This window comes from Streptococcus sp. IMAU 99161, from assembly GCF_014435245.1.
Lineage (GTDB): Bacteria > Bacillota > Bacilli > Lactobacillales > Streptococcaceae > Streptococcus > Streptococcus lactarius.
In genome coordinates this window covers 38,254-57,729 of record NZ_JAAPAW010000002.1, presented here as the reverse complement: position 1 = coordinate 57,729, position 19,476 = coordinate 38,254, and the positions used below count along the sequence as shown (strand labels likewise).

Below are 19,476 nucleotides of genomic sequence, written 5' to 3'. Positions count from 1 at the left end.
GTTTCGTTGTCATCATTATAATTCTAACACGATCTTTTTGCAATTACCGTGCTTGAAAGATAAACAAAATCCCTATGACCGCAAAGGTTAAAATAGGAATCGTCATGATATCAATTAAGAGGATATCATACAAATGCGCTTGTCGTTGCTTGGCTGTTTTATCTTTCTTCTTAAGGGCACGGTAGCCAATCCAAATACAAGAAGCGATCCCAACTAAAATCGTTGTCGTCACTAAACTTTGTAAATATAAGGACAATAATTTATTTAACATCACGACTCCAAATATTTTTACATTTTCAGAAAACAAACCCAGCTAGCACCGCCAGCTGAGTCTTACCTCTTTTCTATTATATCAAACATAGGTCCGTTTGTAACTAGCAAAGAATTCTTTTGTCCGTTCTTCTTTTGGATGTTGCATGATTTCCTCTGGTGTTCCAGATTCAAGAATCCGTCCTTTATCCAAAAACAAGACCTTATCTGCCACTTGCGCTACAAAAGACATATCATGGCTGACCAGTACCATGGTTTGCCCTGATTTGGCTGCATTAGCAATGGATTTTTCCACTTCTCCAACTAATTCTGGATCCAAGGCTGAAGTTGGTTCGTCCAGCAAAAGAACTTCTGGTTTCATGGCCAAGGCACGAGCCAAAGCCACCCGTTGTTTTTGTCCACCTGAAAGGTGACGAGGATAGTGATTTTCACGATCCGATAGGCCGACTTTTGCTAGTTCTTCCCGTGCAATTTTCGTTGCTTCTTGATCGGATAAGCCCTTGACAACAACGAGCCCTTCTTTCACATTTTCAAGAGCTGTTTTTCTTCCAAATAAATTAAACTGTTGGAAAACCATGGCCAATTTTCTTCTTAAGGTTAAGATTTGATCTTGGCTAATGTGCTCAAAATCAACCTCGAAATCATCAATCTTAATTCTACCGCTATCCGGTGCTTCCAAATAGTTTAAACTACGTAAGAAGGTTGATTTCCCGGCTCCCGAAGACCCAATCAAGGCTACGACTTCCCCTTTTTGAATTTCCAAACTTAGATTATTTAAAACCTTTTGACCTGAAAATGTCTTTGATAATTCTGAAATATAAATCATTAGATCCGGACCTCCTGATCTGGTAAATCAATTGCTACGGGAGTCTCAATATCCAGTCGACGTTCAATGTGACGGCCTAGTATTTCAATGAGAATGTTCACAATCCAGTAAACAATCGATACCGTGATAAAGCGTTCAAAGTACTTCAAATCGCTTCCCCCAATAATCCGTGCTTGAGCAAAAATTTCAACCACACTGGCACTAAAGGCGAGCGAGGTCCCCTTGGTCAAGCCAATGAGAGAGTTGATTAAAGTAGGAGTTGCAACGACTGCTGCATTGGGAATAATAATCCGGCGATAAACTTGACGATTGGTCATCCCAAGACTACGTGCTGCCTCAATTTCACCAGGATCCACCGATAAAATGGCCGCTCGAATAGTCTCACTCGCATAAGCTGCCTCGTTAAAGGCAAGGGCTACAATGGCAAATAGCTCAGCTGGAATAGCATTAATATTAAAAGCAGTGCCATAAGACTGATTGATGGCTTTTAAAATAAGAGGAATCCCATAATAAGTCAACATCAACTGAACTAACAAAGGAGTCCCACGTAAAAAGCTGACAAAAACAGCTTGAACTGGGTAAAGAATACGTACACGATTAATTTTAACCAGAGCAAAAATCATGGCAAAAATAATCCCAAAAAATGCTCCTCCTAAGGCAAGAAGAATCGTCACTGGTAATTTGGCGATGACCGATGGGAACGCGTCAAATACAGCTCTTAAACTAAACAACTTGCTATCTGGAACGTGTTTTAAAAAGTCAGCATACCAGTTGGCAGCTAAAAGATTAGTTGTAAACATTTTTGTTACTTCCTTTCTCGAACATAAACATTCTATCACATTCACTATCGGAATTCCAAAAATTGCTACAGAAATAGAAAAATGATAGACTACTCGAATTTAGTCTATCATAATTTTAGATAAGTTCCTAATAGTTTTTCTTTATGGAGTTCATAAAGAAAATTTATGTTTTCTTCTGAACATTTGAAAGAAGGGGTTAGAAAGTTTGGCGTTTGGCCTTTCGTTCCGCCCGGCCACGCGCACGGTTTTCAGCCCGCTTAGCTTTTCTCCGCTTTTCATCAACTGCCCATTTGATTTTTTTCTTGTAGCCTGGTTTGATTTTTTTCTTTTTCTTCTTCACCAGACCAATCATTTCGATGTCGAGTTTCTCTTGCTTTTTCTCACGATTGGCCCGTCTGTCCCGATCATAGGTATCTTCAATAACCCCATTTTTCAACACTTTCGGTACGAAACGAATGCCCATTTTTTCTAGTTCACGGATATCTGAATCATCACTCGGTTGATAAAGAGTAATAGCGACACCTGGTAGACCATTGCGCCCTGTCCGGCCAACACGGTGAACAAAGAAGGAAAGGTCTTGTGGAATAGCATCGTTGATGACATGGCTCACTCCTTCGATATCAATTCCACGAGCCGCTAAATCAGTAGCCACAATATACTCAAAATCAAGATTTTTAACCTGATTCATGATCCGTTTCCGTTCACGTGGTGGGATATCTCCGTGAATCTTCGTCACTTTTAATCCCTGAGCCACTAAATAGGCATGGAGATCATCTGCTCTCGTTTTGGTATTGACGAAAACCATGGCCAAATAAGGTTGCAAGGTCTTGGTCAATTGGTAAATTTGCTCATTTTTATCCCGACCCTTGGTCGAAACCAGCCAATTATCGATGGTATCTGAAATCACCGTCTTGGTCTTAATTTGCTCCATGACTGGGTTTGAGAGATATTTTTTCAAGAATGGCTGCAATTTTTGCGGAATGGTGGCTGAAAAAACTAAAAATTGCAGTTGCTGCGGAAGCCTTGAAGCAATCTTATCCACAGTAGACAAGAATCCCATGTCCAGTGTCATATCTGCCTCGTCTACTACAAAAGTATGGGCCTTATGAATAGCCAGATCACCCGATGCAACCAGATCATAGATCCGGCCTGGAGTTCCAATCACGATATGTGGTTGTTTGACCTGCAGTTTTTCAATCTGACGGCTTTTATCCGTTCCTCCAACATAATTTGCAATCCGAATCTCTTTGTCAGAATGACTAGCGATTTGACGAGCCGCTTGGTAAATCTGTGTGGCCAACTCCCGACTAGGCGCTGTAATCACCACTTCGACATGGCTACTATCCTCATTTAAGGTTTGAAAAATTGGCAAGAGGAAGGTATGGGTCTTCCCTGATCCTGTTTTGGATTCACCGACCAAATCTCGACCTGCTAAAACAATCGGGATCAGTTTTTCTTGAACTTCTGTCGCTTCGATAAAATTAATCTCTTTTAAGGCCTCTTGGATATAGTCCTTAAACTTAAAATCTGTAAATTTCATTCTCTTATCCTTTCATCATCTCTACTATTATATCAGAAAAGTCCTCTTCCCGCTCTTCTTTTGGACAGCAATTCCTAGCCAGCGAAAAAGGTTGAGATAATATCCCAACCTTTTATGATTCACGACTTATGAATTGGTCAAATAGTAGATCAAGAGAGTCAAGGCACTCATTCCTGCACCGACGCTCCAAAGAAAGGCATCGACCTTCCACTCAGACCATTTAGGCCCATTCCCAGACAAACCACCCAATTCTAAATGGTGATGGAAAGGCGTCATGCGGAAGATCCGGCGCCCTTCTCCTGTCCGTTTCTTGGTCCATTTGAAATAGGACACTTGGAGCATGACCGAGCTAGTCTCAAAGACGTAGACAATCCCAATCAAGAGCAAGGTCCACTCTGCATGGAGAGCCATGGATAGAGTCGCAAGCATTCCACCTAGGGCTAGGCTTCCAACATCTCCCATGAAAATCTTGGCCGGCTTATGGTTGTAGACGAAGAAACCTAATAGAGCTCCAATCATACTGATGGTCACAAAGAGGATATCGATTCGTCTTTGCCAAACAGCGATGATGGAATAAGCGATTAAACTGATCGTCACCGAAATGCTTGCCAACCCATCAATCCCGTCCGTCAAGTTGACAGCATTTGAAAAACCAACCAACCAGAACAAGGCAAAGACAATGTAGAAATGCCCCAAATAAAGATCCCAACCAAAGACATTGAGAAGACTACCGCCTCCATGGCGTTCAGAAAAGAGATAGAAAATGATTCCACCCACCAATTGCAGGGCTAATTTTTGCTTGGGATTCAAACCTTCATTGATCTTACGAAAAACTTTTAAGAAGTCATCCAAGAAACCGACGATTCCATACAAGACTAAAATAAAGAGGATCAATTGAACAGGGCGCGTAAAGTTCCCTGTTAAAAAGCTAAAGACAAGAGTGACAAAAACCGAAGTGATTAAGAAGACCACTCCCCCCATGGTAGGAGTGCCCGCCTTGGCTTGGTGTTGCTTCACATCTTCGTGCATTTGTTGCCCTGAAATATGGGCTCGTTGATAGAAACGGATAAAGGCAGGAATACCAATAACCGTTAGAATAAATGATACTACTAAGGTAGCAAGTAACATATCAGTCTCCTAATGTAATTGTTATTTTCTTTGTCTTCTTGAGAGAGGTATCCATTTTGACACTTTGCTTCATGACATGAGAGCCTTTGCCCTTATAGGTGACTTCCATATCCGTCCATCCAGCAAAGATATCAACATTTTTCTTGGTCCATCCATACATATCAGGCACTGTATCAAGGTCATCCGTCAGCAAGAGGACTTGTTGATTTTCTTTTAATTTGGTACCTACTGACACAGACATCTTTTTAATATTTTTTCCAGTACCTAGGACGACAGGCTGGATCAAATTACGACGCAATTCATCTGCAAAGCCACCTGGGCTGATAGTTTGTTTCAACTTCAATTCTTTAGACAGAGATTCTGCTGACGGCATCTTATAGGTGTCCTCTTTCGTGACCCCATCCAAGGCTTTGGTTTCCGTTACCAGATTCAACTCATCCTTCAAAGCAACCGCATCTTCCAAGACTGGATTAACCAGTTCCTGCCAGCTCTTTGGACTAAAGCTGACTTCAGGTTGTTGAACCGTCACATACATGATAAAATCTGGATCCTCGGCAGGCGTCATGACTACAATGGAGTTGATATTGTTATTTTCTCCATCCAAATACCCGTTAGCCGTCGCAATTTGGGCTGTCCCTGATTTAACAGCAACATTTTGGCCAGCTACTTGAATAATCGGACCTTCCGAAGAGTAGAGAGTACCAAATTGGGGATCTGTCCCTACCGTAATCATATAATTACGGGTCTGTTGGGCAGCTGATGCCGGCACTGGATTTCCGACAACTTCTTTTTTGGATTTACGAGCTGCATCATTTTTAGCATCATAAATTCCACTGATAAACTTAGGTTCTAACATCACGCCATCATTGGCAATGGCAGAGAATGCTCGCAACATCTGCGTTTGGGTCACCGAAATCCCCTGACCAAAAGAAGACATAGCTTGACTAACATAGTCACCCGGAAGGCTTCCAAAACTCTCATCGCCCATGCCAAAACGGGTAGAGAGACCAAATTTGAAGCGGTGGAGGTAATTCATCCAGACGTTATGTCCCATCTTCAGCTCTAGCTTGGTCATCCCAATATTACTAGAATAGGCAAAGGCCTGAGCAATGTTCATATAGCGACCTTCAGACAGTCCCATATTGACATCCCAGTCACGGATGGTCGCATCTTTTACTTGTAGTTCGTTACTGTAGTATACCTCATTATAAGCCGGGAAGGTTCCATGATCAATCGCCGAAGCTAATAACATGACCTTCATAGTCGAACCTGGTTCGTACTGATCCTGGTAAAGAATCGTGTTCCAAGTTCTCAGATTCTTGATATCCAGACCTTCTTTGGTATCTGCATTATAGGTTGGCCGTTGCGTCGTTGCAAGGATTTCCCCCGTTTTGGCACTCACTAGGGTCGCATTAACATATTTGCCTTTTACCTTTTCTTGGAATACATCCATTCTGGTTTCGAGATAGGTTTGAAGTTCCGCAGAAATGGTCGTGTAGACATCTTTGCCGTCTTCTGTTTTAACAGAGATCTTATCTGAACCAGGGACAATATTTCCGTTTCGGTCTTTATCATAGGTGATAATCCCATTTTGACCTGCAAGAATACGATCCAGAGATTTTTCCATCCCCGATTGTCCCTTCAAGGTTTTATTGCCATCTTTGTCTTCCTGAAGAGAAGCTTGGCCAATAAATTGAGAGGCAAAGACTCCATTTTTATAGCTCCGATTTGGACTCGTTGTAAAAGCGATCCCTTCAATCTTTGCTGCTTCAAGGGCGTCACGAATGGCTGTCATATTGCTATAAGTAATCCCATTACCGTTGGATCCAAAAGAAACCTGTTTTAATTTCTTTTGAGACAATTGTTGGACAACATAGTTTTCATCCATCCCTAAGTACTGCTTAAAAATCTCCGCTACTTTTTTGAACTGATTCTCTTCTACATATAAGATCTTTCCTGTAGCAGACTTGTACTTTTTATCGATAACTGCATAAACATTATAGGTGGTTGCGTCTTCTGCAATCACAGCACCATTTCGATCGTAAATCGTGCCTCGTTTTGCAGGAACAATGACGGTTTCTTCATGCACCTTTTTGGCCTGGTCCGATAAGGTGACACCAAATTTCTTATCGGTGCCTATAATCAGAGCAAAATTTAACAGGAAGAGAAAAAAGAGGAAAATCGCCATTACACTGAGGTTTTTCCCAACTTGTTTTCGATTTTGAGCCGGTAAACGGCGTTTTTTCACCGAATACCGAATCAAAAACTTTTTAAATTTATTCATCACTACTTGCACTCACTGTTTTTCGATTTTCTTTTTGTAACTTCATTCCTTGCGAACTGGCAAGTTTCGACAACCGATCATAGCGCGTCAATTCATTGACCTCTTGACGAACATCTGCCAATTCTGTTTTCTTTGCTTCCAGTTCTGTATTTAAATCTGTCAATTGATTCTGAACTTGCAAAATCCGCGTTTGCATAAAGACAATACTGATGGCTAAAATCACACCCGTTAAAACGATCGAGCCATAAAAAGCCTTTTCTACTCTGGAGAAACGTCGAAAGTGATCTTGTAAGATCTGTGCTCTTGTTCTCTCTTCTTTTGCTGGCATATTCATTCCTCTTATTTGTGTATTTTTTGAGCGACCCGCAACTTAGCAGAATGGGACCGATTGTTTTCCTCAAGCTCCTCTTGACTAGGTAGGATTGGCTTGCGGTTGACCAATTCCATTTTGGGTTTCAACTCATCTGGAATAAAGGGAAGTCCTTTGGGTACTTCAACAGTTGAAGCTTCTTTAAAGAGTTGCTTGGTCAAGCGATCTTCTAGCGAATGAAAGGTAATCACTGAAATGCGGCCTCCGATGGCAAGCAAATCCATAGCTTGTTGAATCGATTCATCGGCTGCTCCCAACTCATCATTGACTTCGATACGAATAGCTTGAAAAATCTGTTTAGCAGGATGGCCCTTTTTCTTGAGTTCCTTAGCTGGTTTAGCTGATTTAATGATCTCTGCTAATTCCGTTGTCGTTTCAATCGGTTTAATAGCTCGCGCCTGCTCAATTTTCCGAGCAATTTGCTTTGAAAATTTATCCTCTCCATACTTGAAAAAGATTCGGACCAAATTATGATAATCATAGGTATTAACAACTTCATAAGCTGTCAAGGAAGCCTCTTGGTTCATGCGCATATCCAAAGGGGCGTCTTTCTTATACGAAAATCCGCGTTCCCGTTCATCCAATTGAGGGCTGGATACTCCTAAATCGTAACAAATTCCATCGATTTCCGTCACTCCCAATTCATTTAGGCGCTCCTTCAATTGACGGAAGTTTCCCTTAATAAAGGTTACCATACCTTTCTCAATGAAAGGAGCCAAGCGAGTTTTCGCATTCTCAATCGCATGCTGGTCCTGATCAAAAGCGTATAAATGGCCGGATTCACTTAACTTTCCTAACAAATATTCACTATGTCCTGCTCCCCCCAATGTGGCATCCACATAAACTCCATCTGCCTTAACATCCAGCATATCAATGGTCTCATGGAGCAAAACGGTTACATGATGAAATTCTTTACTCATATCTTTACTATTTTACCATAAATAGGGACAAGATGCACTCCTGAAAGAATGTTCATTAAGGGATATTTTTTCTTATGTCTGTCTCTTCGAATGCCCTAATGAAACCTTGATTTTACTTGTTTCCTCTGTATTTTATGATACAATAATCTTATGAAAATAAAAAAACAAATACTAATTCCACTATTACTGGTTGATTTGATCGCCCTCTACTTATTTTTCACCACTATTGAAGCTTGGATTTTTTGGCTTGCCGCTACCATTCTTGTAGCCTCTTTTTGGGGATTCAAAAAAGCCTACCAACAGCAAAAAATGAAAGATAAGGAATGATGAGCGCTCTTCATTTGATTTTCTAAATCCTTTTGAAAGCTGAAGAAAATGCGCTTTGAAAACCATATTCGTAACCTTATATAACGCTGATGATCGATTGAAGCTTGGGACGGTTCCCAGCTTTTTTTGTTGGATGATTCTCTTAAAAAGTGACGATCATTTTTGGCAATAGAAAAACCCACCACCGGGTGAGTTTTCCGGTTATTTAGCGTGTTTCCAATTACTATAAATTCCAAAGAGGACAATCCAGATCGTAGCTCCGATCGCTCCAATATAGGTCGATTTTTGTAAGAAGAGACAAACAAACACAAAAAGGAAAAAGGCGATCGTAAATGGGTTCAAAATTTTATAGGCTGGCATGACAAAACCATCTGGCATAAATTCTTTTGATTTACGGTACTTAAGATGGGCGAGCATGGTCAAAATATAAATAGCAATGTAGACACCAGAAGAAGATGCCGTAATCAAGGCAAAGGCATCTGAAACACCTGGCAAGATATTGATAAAGGCTGAAACAGCCACCACAATCGCAGAGGAAATAATAGCACGACTTGGAATTCCCATGCGAGACAAGCTATTCAATTTCAAACGATTCATCACTTTGCTGTTTGGTGTTTCTTTTGCAATCTGGTACAAGTGACGCCCTGTTGAATAGAGAGTGGAATTCAAAGAAGATGCGGCAGCTGTTAGGACAACAAAATTAATCAAACCTGCTGCCCACTTGATTCCAACCATTTGAAAGACGGTCACAAATGGTGATTTATCGACAGGAAGCTGTTGCCAAGGGAAGATAGCCATAATGGCTAACAAAGCTCCTACATAAAAGATCACAATACGGATCGGAATTTCCTTGATCGCTTTTGGTAACACTTGACGAGGATTAGCGGTCTCTGAAGTGGTAATCCCGACAAACTCAATTGCCTGATAGGCAAAGAAAACCATTTGGAAGGCCATCACAAACTTAACCCAACCATTTGGAAACATCTGAAATCCATTGGTAATATTGGCTAAGCTGGCATGTCCTGCTGGTGTCTCAAAGTTGGTCATCACCATAAAAACACCTGTTGCGATTAAGGCTAGGATGGTAATAATTTTGATCATACCAAACCAAAATTCGACCTCTCCAAAGATCTTGACGGCTATCAAGTTCACACAACTCAACAGCACTAAAAAGACAATTTGAATCTGCCAAGCAGGCCAATCAGGAAACCACAATTGAACATAGTTTGAAACTGCTGTGATTTCTGCCATTCCAAGGAATATCAAGGAAACCCAATAGGACCAACCCGAAAAGTATCCCCAGCCTTTTCCTAAATACTTGGTGATAAAATTGATGAAGGTATGTTGGTCAGGATCCATATAGAGCATTTCCCCAATGGCCCGCATCATTAAATACATAAATCCGCCTGTCAGCAAATAGACTAAAATTATGGATGGACCTGTTAGAGAGAGGGAACGCCCTGCTCCTAGAAAGAGTCCTGTCCCAATGGTCCCTGCAATCGCAATCAGCTGCACATGCCGATTTTGCAGACCCCGGACCATCCCATTTTCAGTTTCTTCATTCGAGTGAAGTTTTTTTGACATAACACTACTCCAATTCTCTTATCTGTATTCTAGAAAAATACACTTTAAATTTTTCACAATCTATACTATACCATGATTTTTACAATCGGTCAATATAGTGCAGAATATTCTGAATTTTTGTTTTCAAAACGAAGAGAGTGTCGAAATTTCTCCGACACTCTTCTTCTATCATGAGTTTGGATCATCAAGGCTGCGTCCGTGCAAGCCTTTTTCACGTTGCACCTGGCGAAGTTTTTCAGGTGTCACATCGTTTCCTTCTTCATCCACAATTTTGATTCCTTCGATGTGGTGACGAACGGAGCGACGATAACCTTCAATATATTCTTCGCGAAGTTCAGCTTGTTCAACTGCTTCTTCCGGTGTTAAGCCAACTTCTTTTTTCTTTTTTGCAAGCTCATTAATCCGAGCGATTTTTTCAGGTGTCATTATCAGACCTACTTTCTACCTGTCACCAGGTCATTATTTAGTGTTCAATTGATTAAAGGCAGCGACTTTATTGGCTTTTGCTACTAGACTGGCAAGAATAGCTAAACGGTTATTCTTCAAAGCTTCATCTTCTGCCATGACCATGGTATTGTCAAAGAAGGCATCGATAACTGGGCTAAGAGCAAAGAGTTGAGCCAATTTATCACTAGCTGAACCTGTCAATTCGAGATTTTCTGCTGCTTGAGCGAGAGCTTTTTCTTGGTTATTTTCAAAGAGGCTAGCATCGACTGCTACTGAAGCATCTGCTTTTTCAGCCAAGTTAAAAGCACGAGACAGTGACTCAACAGCTGCCTTGTAACCGTCCGTCTTCGCAGCTTCTGAGAGGGCATTTGCTGCTTCAAGCATATCTGCAACCACGAAGTTTGAACCAGCAAGAACAGCTTCTTTGATATCTTTAGAAGTACGTCCCATCATCTTGTCCACACGGGCCTTGATGAAGTTAAGCACTTCTGCTTGATTGTCATAAGAAAGGCTATCAAATGAAAGTCCGTAAAGGCTGTCGATTAACTCATCCATAGGAATGTGCCAACCAAAGGCATCTAAGATACGAACAATCCCTTGTGTTGCACGACGAAGCGCATAAGGGTCGTTTGAACCTGATGGGATCAAACCAACTGAGAAGAAGGAAAGGAGGGTATCCAACTTATCTGCAAGCGCAAGGATAGCACCAACCTTGGTCTCTGGAAGGGCACCATCTGCTGCATCAGGAAGATAGTGCTCACGAATAGCTGTCGCAACGGCTGCATCTTCACCAGCAAGGAGGGCATATTTTTCACCCATAATTCCTTGTAATTCATCGAACTCTCCGACCATACCCGTCAGGAGGTCAAATTTATAAATTTCAGCTGCACGCGCTAAGGCTGCCCTTTCTTCAGCAGTCAAACCAGCTTGCTCAGATAGTGACGCAGCAATGACACCAGCACGGGCCATGTGTTCTGAAAGAGAACCAATTTTTTCATGGAAGGTTACGTTGGCCAATTTAGCCACGAGATCTTCAATCTTGAGTTTTTGGTCTTCACGCCAGAAGAATTCACCGTCTTCAAGACGTGCCACCAAGACTTTTTCATTTCCTCGAACAACATTTTCCAAGTGCTCAGCATTCCCATTACGGACTGAGATGAAGTTTGGTTTGAGCTTACCATCTAGGTCACGTACAACAAAGTAACGTTGGTGGGTTTCCATTGAGGTCACCAAGACTTCTTCTGGAACGTCCAAATATTTGGTGTCAAAACTTCCCATGAAGGCAGTTGGGTATTCCACCAAGTTCAAGACTTCGTTCAAAAGTCCTTCTTCGATTTGCACTTGAACACCTTGTTCTGCTTCAATAGCTTTGATTTGCTCACGAATCATGTTTTCACGTTCCTTACTGTCGGCAATCACGTAAACAGTACGAAGGTCTTCTTCATAAGAATCGGCATCGGTGATTTCCACTTCATGTCCAAGGAAACGGTGTCCGCGACTCACACGACCTGAATGGATATCCAAGAAATCAAGGTCAAGCGCTTCGTCGCCCAAAAGGACAACCAAAGTGTGGACAGGGCGGATGTATTCAAAGGTGTTGTTCGCCCAGTGCATGCTAACAGGGAAGGTCAATGAAGTAAGCACTTCTGGAACGCCAGCCAAGACTTCTTTGGCAGGTTTTCCAGATTCATGTTTCGTCACGTAGACGTATTCTTCCCCTTTAACTTCACGGAATTCAATGTCGTCAACGGTCAAGCCTTTTCCACGGACAAAGCCTTGCGCCGCTTTTGAGAAGTTTCCATCAGCATCCAAGGCGATTTTCTTAGAAGGTCCTTTAAAATCTTCTGTCAAATCAGATTGTTGATCAGCCAAGCCAATGACACGGACAGCCAAACGGCGAGGTGTTGAGAAGGTTTGAATACTTTCGTATGAAAGACGGTTGTCATCCAAGAAGGCTGCCATTTTTTCACCGAGTTGTTTTTCACTTGGTGTGACAACGTAGGCTGGCAACTCTTCAAGTCCAAGTTCTACTAATAAGTTTTTTGTCATGTTTTTTCTCCGAAAAATATCTTTTTTTCCAGTTTGCCTTATGTGATTGGCACGCAAGCAACCGACTGTGTCGTTTCATTGCTAAAATTGGAGCCTATAGTCTCCAATTTTGCCTGGTATCGTTAGTTTCTCTAACGATACCTTTATCACTGCGGCAACTGGTTCTGTAGGATTACTCTATTAGCCAATCCCATCTAATACTCTTTTTATTCTTCCTCTTCTGCTAGGAGTTTGGCGCGTGTGGCTTCGTCGAGAAGTGGGTAGCCGAGTTTCTTACGTTCTGCAACGAAGGTCTTGGCTACGACACGGGCCAAGTTACGGATTCGGGCAATGTAACCGGCACGTTCTGTGACAGAAACAGCGCCACGAGCATCTAGCAAGTTGAAGGTGTGTGAACACTTCAAAACGTAGTCATAGGCTGGGTGAACAAGACCCAATTCCAAAGCACGTCCTGCTTCCTTTTCAAATTTTTCGAAGTTTTCAAGAAGCATGTCTTGGTCAGAAACCTCAAAGCTGTATTTTGAGTGTTCATATTCTGGTTGAAGGAAGATTTCTCCGTATTTAACGCCTGGAGCCCACTCAATATCATAAACTGAATCTACTTCTTGGATGTAAGATGCCAAACGTTCCAATCCGTACGTAACCTCAGAAGTTACCGGACCGGTTGCCAATCCACCAACTTGTTGGAAGTAGGTGAACTGGGTGATTTCCATCCCATCAAGCCAAACTTCCCAACCAAGACCAGCTGAACCAGTTGAAGGATTTTCCCAGTTGTCTTCAACGAAACGAATATCGTGCTCCAAAGGATTGATACCCAATTTTTCCAAAGACTCAAGGTAAAGCTCTTGGATATTTGATGGAGAAGGCTTCATAACCACTTGGAATTGGTGGTGTTGGTAGAGACGGTTAGGATTTTCCCCATAACGACCGTCAGCAGGACGACGTGATGGCTCTACATAAGCCGCATTCCATGGCTCAGGTCCGATAGCACGAAGAAAAGTGTAAGGACTCATGGTTCCCGCACCTTTTTCATTGTCATAAGCCTGCATAAGCATACAACCTTGGTCATTCCAAAATTGTTGCAAAGTAAGGATGATTTCCTGGAAAGTCAATTTTTTAGACATTATTTACTCCTTTTTATATAAATTACTTGCGACACGAGTCTGCCTCGTCGATCATACGAGGCAAGACGAGTTAGTACTGCGTCTAGCTCAGGCACTCTAGTGCTGAGCGTGGGGCAATTCGACTGTAAGGAGGTCTCTGCCACTGACGCAGTGAAATGTTAATTTCTTAGACATTGTTTACTCCTTTAGTTTTTATATTTCTTTTTCAATTAATTTCTGCTGAACAAACCAATTTAACAAGGGTAGAGTTTTATCTGTATTTGCCCATAAATGATAAGAATCGAAGACCGCTTGTACACTACCTAGATTTTCTACCAACTTATCTATTGTCAAAAAACTACGCCAGTATTCGTAAAAAATACTTGCATAGTTCTTATCATAAGTCGAAGAACCAAAATCATTCAATGAATGCCAACCATACTTCTTCTGAAAAAGTTCTACAAGAGATTGATTACAAATTTTTTCCGCTTGAAATTCCTCTTCTGTCAAGAAATACTTGCGACTAATATATTCAACCATCCCCTCTTCGAACCATATATAAGAGTCGTAACCATCAAAATCATCTAAAAAATGCTCCGACCAATGAGCTAACTCATGTCCTACAATCTGCAAGAGGAAATTTTCAGATAAAGAATGATAGTGACTTTCTATTGCTTGAGTTTGCTGAGAACACTCGTAGTCCATCAACTGATACAAATACAACTCTTTCCAAACAGCTAAATCAGGCGTCATAACCATTCGTCTATTATTTGTATAGGCTGGAACAGCACTTTCCCTAATAATCTGTGTAGCAGCATTAAAACTTGACCAAATAACGGCTTGCGGTAAATCACAGACTGCAAGTTCATTCTTTAAAAAAGATTGATAATCTTTCAACTTTTCAGTATTTCTTACTACAAAATCACGAAATGTAGCTAGTTGACTATCGTCTTTTACAAGATAAAGGTTTTCCACGTCTCTCCTTTCTTTCACATAATAGACTGAATAAGCGAAAGAACCGCGTCCGACAATCCTAGGTTGATTTAACCTAGGGGCGTCAAAAACGCGGTTCCACCCTAATTTATTACTTCATTGTTTTTGAAAATACTACAGAAAGCGCCAGCTCTTTATTTTGTCCTACTTGGCTCCCACTATCCCAAGCTCGCTTGAAGAACGCCATAAGACTTTCTTTCTTGTCAGTATTATAGCAGATTTTTGCCTATTTGTAAATAAAAACCAGCTTGAAACTTCTGTTTCAAACTGGTTTTAGGCTAACAAACTATCTTATGTCACTTATGACGTTTTGCAGCTTTTGGTTTTTTTCCATGCAATTTTTTCTTTGCATTTTTTAAAGCTGTCAAAGCATCTTTCACATCTTGTTGGCTAGATCCTGGATTTGAAAGAATAGCTTGTGCATCCTTGAAGGCTACAAGATACGCTTCTTTGTCTTCTTTCGCAGCATAGAGGAATTTAGCATTTTTAGCTTGGAATTTCAATTCTTCTTTAATGTATTTTTTAAGACTTGAAAAATCAGTTGCTTTTCCATTCAATTTAGCTTCGGCATTCTTGAAACCTGCAAGAGCTTGATCAATTTGTTCTTGTTTCACAGTTGGATCAACTGCAAGCAAGGCTACTGTTTGGAAAGCACGATCATAGTCGCGACGTACTTTTTCTTTGGCATTGGCATAACGGCCAGTTTTCGTTGCCGCATCGTAAGCCTGCATCGCTTCTTTCAAGGCCGCAACATTGGAGTCTTTTCCATCCAAAGCTTGATTTGCGGCTTCCAGAGCTGCAACTGCTTGGTTGATTTGGTCTTGACTTACCTTCTTCGTCAAAACAGTTTGGGCTGCTTGCAAGGCCTGATCGTAAGCTGCTTTCTTATCAGCACTAGCATTGAAGTAGAGGGCTGTCTTTGTAACATCCGTTTGTTTATTCAAGGCAGCCAAGAGATCCACTTTTGAGATCACTGCAATGTGGTATACATTGTTGCGTCCTGCGACGACCGTGATCTTAGGTGCGTCCTCAGCTAATTCATAGCCTGTAGGAAGAGTGGCAATCAAGGTGTATGTTCCAGTTGCTACTGTCTTACCAAAGCCATTCTTACCATATTTTTCAGCTGGCAATACAAAGTTTTCACCGTCAGCTCCTTTCAATACGATGGTTGCTGCTTTTGAAACAGGTTGATTAAATAGGAGGCTAACTGGCGCATATTCCAAGGTATTTGCTAGGAAAGTAATGGTTTGGAAACTATTGTCTTCTGTCAGATCAAACTCTTGACTTAAGCTGCTAACAAATTTCACTTCTGTACGATCATAAGTGAAGATTTCTGCTGTATAATGACCAAAGTTCAAGAAATTGATATTTTTTGTTTTATCAACAGAGACGTAGTGTCCATTGCTATCCTTGATACGGTATACATACATGGTATCCAAGTCTTTATTGGTCTTGGCATCACGAACCGCAATCTGTACCCGACCACTATTTTGGTCACGAACCAAATCAGCCAGTGAAATGTAATCGACGTTTCCAGCAAAGTCTTCTACATAGTAGTAGATATTCTTCTTATCAATGTTTTCAGGAAGATTAAAGCTACCATCTTCATTGGCCTTGATGATATGGTAATTTTCGAGCGCCCGACTACCACTTTCATCATTGTCTTTTTGGACCATGGTACCTTTATCATCAAATGGTGTTACATAGACCAATTTTTCAGTTTGGATACCACCATCCCCAACGTCTTTGGCTTTACGTGCAATAAACTGTTGAGCGCCATCTTTGAAGCGAATGTATCCAGAAGTAATCACTGGTTTTTGAGTATCGACTTGAACCTTGAAGGTTGTTGATTGTTCATCTGCTCCAGGAACCATTGGTGTATAACGAATCACATAATCATAAACACCATCTGCTACGGCGTTGCCGTTGGCATCGGTACCATTCCACGCTGTACTATCTAAGGTATAGCTACGAGGATTTTTATCATTCCCATCAAAGAAATTCTTACGAAGTTCTGTAGAAGATCCTTCCCAAATTGGATTTTGATGCTCTGTATCACTTGCAGCATAGACACTAGCATGAAGATTTTCCAAATTCCGAAGAGCTACTGTCTTGTATTCTACAAAGTCTTTGTTGCTATCTTCATTTGGTGAAATGGCAATCCGAACATTTCCGTTAGCATCCAATTGAAGAGAATGGGTTCCATCCGCTTTCTCATCAATACCAAGGACTGTGATACGACGTCCATCTCGTTTGCCTTGGGTGAGAAGAAGATCATTTTGAATCGTTAACAAAGCAGACATATCTGCATTGTAAGGGATATTCAAGTCTTCTGGCACATTGTAATAGAAACCATTTTTGCCTTCACGTACCAAATCGTAAATTGGTTTTTCTACTGCTGGAAGATTTTGGAATTCTCCCTTGAATCCCATAAATGGTAAGCTAACCACATCGCCATCATCAGCTGGATCAACAAAACGGACAAATCCTTCAAGGAAATAACCATTTGGCATTTCTTTTGTCAATTCTTCTGTAAATTTGCGGGTATCAACTTTAACCGTTACCGTCTCAGAACTATGAGCTTTGACAGTTACTTCAGGCCAAGCTGTTTCTGTTAATTTACGAGGGCGGAGGGTGAATTTACCTTTTTTGACTTCATCTGTATCCGTATTGACCAGCATCTTCAGTGTACGATCTGTATCTGAAATATTGTGAACTGTAACATCAAATGTAAAGGCATCTTCAACATTGCCAAGAGTCACACTAGGATAGTTGTTGTCGCCAGTAACATACAAGTCCGTTGAAACCGCAGCAGCTGTATCAACAACACCTGCACCTTGTTGACGAGGAGAAGTATAAACACCGGTTTCTTTGTTAACATGTGGTTTCGCCGTAGACATAATCAGGGCTTTAACAGTCGCAGAGACTTGTTCAGGAGTCAATTCTGGGTGGTTCTTAACAAGGTATTCTTTGACCAAAGCAGCAACACCTGCTACGTGAGGGGAAGCCATACTCGTACCGCTCATATCACCGTAAGTATTGTCATTTAGTGAAGAGAAGATATTTCCACCAGGTGCTGTGACATCAGGTTTCAACTGACCATCTGTTGTCACACCCCAACTAGAGAAATCAGACAATTGGTCTGCTGCAGGTGATGGACGATTGGCCAATTTATCGTTAAAGACAATCTTATAAGAACCGGATTTTAGAAGTTCACCATAGTGTTTTGAAATAAAGACAGAAGGAATCTTTTTAGCATCACCGTCAATCGCCATTCCAAGGTTGGTTCCTTCTACATTGTTGTAGACCAAGGCCCCTACAGCACCATGATGGAAAGCATTCGCAATCTTTTCAGAGAAGGTCAATGAACCACGTTGAATGAGGGCTAATTTACCGGTTACATCAACATTTTTGAAGTCTTCTTCTTTCCCTAGGCCAACCGCTACGTATTCATATTCTTTTCCTTTTTCAAAGTCAGTGTCTGTAGCAGATTTACTGTAATCAAATTTACCATGATCAGCTTGAGCGTTATCTTCCAAGCCCTTCACTTCAAATACTTCAGAAGTCACGACATTGTTATTGATGGAAGCTACAGAGATAGAATCTTCTACGGTTGACGGATTTCCGACTACACCATAGTCTGGATTGTCAGCCGATGGTCTTGAATAACCATTCCCAAAGGTATTACTATTTCCGGCAGAAATCAACACAGAGACACCTTTTGCACGTGCCCGTTTGATAGCATCAATAATATCTGAACCTGCGTTGACCGTGGAACCAGTAGAAGATCCCAGACTCATATTGATGGTATCTGCACCAAGGGCAACAGCATCATCAATTGCTTTTACATAAAGGGCAGAACCAGTCGTTTTTTGACGATCGGAGAAGACACGCATAAACATCACTTGTGCTTCCGGAGCTACACCATAGATCTTTTCGCCGTTTGCTGCATCTTTATCAGGGTTCCCTGTTGCAATCCCTGTAACGTGCATCCCATGAGATTCTCTCTCAGCTTCCTTGATATTATCTGTACCGTCAAAGTAATCGTAAGCGTAGACTACCTTGTCGTTGTACCATTTACCATAATCAATTCCTGCCTTCTTCTTAGCAGCTTCAATATCATTTTGGTTTTTAAACTTAGCTTTTGAAGGATCTGTGATACGAAGAACTTCGTGGTTGACATCCAAACCTGAGTCAATGACAGCAACCACCATTCCTTCACCCTTGTATCCTTGTTTCCAAGTTTGTGGGACAGTAATGATTTCATCGCTCTCAATACTTTGAGGTTTTTCTGCAGCCTCATGACGGGCAGTCGTTTCAGAACTTGTAGGAGTCGCTACTTCTGTAGCTTTTTCTACCGGTTTTGCAGCTTCTGCTGATTTTGTTTGTGAAGCATCTGCTCCTTCTCTAGGTGCAGTCGCCTTTTCAGTTGCATCTGCCTCTGCAGGAGCAGATTCTGTCTTCTCAGTTACAGCCTCTTTAGCAACTGCTGTCTTTTCAACAGTAGCTACACTTGTCGGTGTTGTTGCTTGCAAATTCTGTTCTTGCGATGGTAGTCCTTGACTAGTAGCTACTAGCTGTGTCTCAGGACTCTTTTGCCCACTTGTTTGTTCTTCTGCACTTGCTTGTGCAGATCCAAACACCAATACAGACCCCAATAATACTGAAGCCACGCCAAATTTGTATTTTCTTAATGAAAAACGCTCTTGTCTGTTCATAGGAACTCCCCTTTTATTTTAATAGTTCCTATTATAGCGCAAAATTGTCTGAAAATTCATTCAAACTGGAATTGTAACAAAAATGTAATATTTACGAATGTTACTAGTTAAAGATTT

The 19,476-nt window shown here is 41.3% G+C and carries 15 protein-coding genes; 1 reads left to right on the top strand and 14 read right to left on the bottom strand.

Annotated features, from left to right (window positions below):
- Positions 1-43: 43 nt before the first annotated feature.
- The 8 genes from HA044_RS00460 to rsmH all read right to left on the bottom strand — a co-directional run bounded on the left by HA044_RS00460 (position 44) and on the right by rsmH (position 8,138).
- Positions 44-271: a DUF4059 family protein gene (locus HA044_RS00460; RefSeq protein WP_003003995.1), complete on the bottom strand. Its 228-nt coding sequence runs from the start codon at positions 269-271 to the stop codon at positions 44-46.
- An 81-nt stretch (positions 272-352) separates the two neighbouring features.
- Positions 353-1,096, bottom strand: a complete 744-nt coding sequence (locus tag HA044_RS00455; protein WP_187538228.1) for an amino acid ABC transporter ATP-binding protein — start codon at positions 1,094-1,096, stop codon at positions 353-355.
- Complete coding sequence (locus HA044_RS00450) at positions 1,096-1,896, bottom strand: amino acid ABC transporter permease (protein WP_187538226.1); 801 nt, start codon at positions 1,894-1,896, stop codon at positions 1,096-1,098. Before HA044_RS00450 ends, HA044_RS00455 begins: the two co-directional genes overlap by 1 nt.
- A 196-nt stretch (positions 1,897-2,092) precedes the next feature.
- Entirely contained in the window at positions 2,093-3,436 is a 1,344-nt protein-coding gene (locus tag HA044_RS00445; RefSeq protein WP_187538224.1) for a DEAD/DEAH box helicase, read from the bottom strand.
- A gap of 126 nt (positions 3,437-3,562) precedes the next feature.
- Positions 3,563-4,564, bottom strand: coding sequence for a phospho-N-acetylmuramoyl-pentapeptide-transferase (mraY, locus tag HA044_RS00440; RefSeq protein ID WP_187538222.1), 1,002 nt, complete (start codon positions 4,562-4,564; stop codon positions 3,563-3,565).
- 1 nt (position 4,565) lies between these two features.
- The gene (gene pbp2X, locus HA044_RS00435) at positions 4,566-6,848 is read right to left on the bottom strand and encodes a penicillin-binding protein PBP2X (protein WP_187538220.1); all 2,283 of its coding nucleotides are present in this window, start codon (positions 6,846-6,848) and stop codon (positions 4,566-4,568) included.
- A complete protein-coding gene (gene ftsL, locus HA044_RS00430; protein WP_187538218.1) occupies positions 6,841-7,176 on the bottom strand; it encodes a cell division protein FtsL in 336 nt (111 codons plus the stop codon). The genes pbp2X and ftsL overlap by 8 nt, the downstream gene beginning before the upstream one ends.
- Positions 7,177-7,187: 11 nt before the next feature.
- A complete protein-coding gene (gene rsmH, locus HA044_RS00425) occupies positions 7,188-8,138 on the bottom strand; it encodes a 16S rRNA (cytosine(1402)-N(4))-methyltransferase RsmH (RefSeq protein WP_187538216.1) in 951 nt (316 codons plus the stop codon).
- A gap of 150 nt (positions 8,139-8,288) precedes the next feature.
- Between rsmH and HA044_RS00420 the strand changes: the two genes are divergently transcribed.
- On the top strand, positions 8,289-8,465 hold the full coding sequence (locus HA044_RS00420; RefSeq protein WP_187538214.1) for a hypothetical protein: 177 nt from the start codon (positions 8,289-8,291) through the stop codon (positions 8,463-8,465).
- Positions 8,466-8,666: 201 nt separating this feature from the next.
- Here the strand turns inward: HA044_RS00420 and HA044_RS00415 are convergent, their stop codons facing one another.
- The 6 genes from HA044_RS00415 to HA044_RS00390 all read right to left on the bottom strand — a co-directional run bounded on the left by HA044_RS00415 (position 8,667) and on the right by HA044_RS00390 (position 19,359).
- Entirely contained in the window at positions 8,667-10,049 is a 1,383-nt protein-coding gene (locus HA044_RS00415) for an amino acid permease (protein WP_187538212.1), read from the bottom strand.
- A 168-nt stretch (positions 10,050-10,217) separates the two neighbouring features.
- Positions 10,218-10,475 carry a DUF896 family protein gene (locus tag HA044_RS00410; protein WP_187538210.1) on the bottom strand — a complete coding sequence of 86 codons (258 nt, stop codon included), beginning with the start codon at positions 10,473-10,475 and terminating at the stop codon, positions 10,218-10,220.
- Between the two features lie 33 nt (positions 10,476-10,508).
- Positions 10,509-12,545 carry a glycine--tRNA ligase subunit beta gene (gene glyS / locus HA044_RS00405; protein WP_187538208.1) on the bottom strand — a complete coding sequence of 679 codons (2,037 nt, stop codon included), beginning with the start codon at positions 12,543-12,545 and terminating at the stop codon, positions 10,509-10,511.
- A gap of 206 nt (positions 12,546-12,751) precedes the next feature.
- Complete coding sequence (gene glyQ / locus HA044_RS00400; protein WP_187538206.1) at positions 12,752-13,669, bottom strand: glycine--tRNA ligase subunit alpha; 918 nt, start codon at positions 13,667-13,669, stop codon at positions 12,752-12,754.
- Between the two features lie 192 nt (positions 13,670-13,861).
- Positions 13,862-14,623, bottom strand: coding sequence for a hypothetical protein (locus HA044_RS00395; RefSeq protein WP_000429572.1), 762 nt, complete (start codon positions 14,621-14,623; stop codon positions 13,862-13,864).
- Positions 14,624-14,937: 314 nt separating this feature from the next.
- Positions 14,938-19,359, bottom strand: coding sequence for a S8 family serine peptidase (locus tag HA044_RS00390; protein ID WP_187538204.1), 4,422 nt, complete (start codon positions 19,357-19,359; stop codon positions 14,938-14,940).
- Positions 19,360-19,476: the final 117 nt, after the last annotated feature.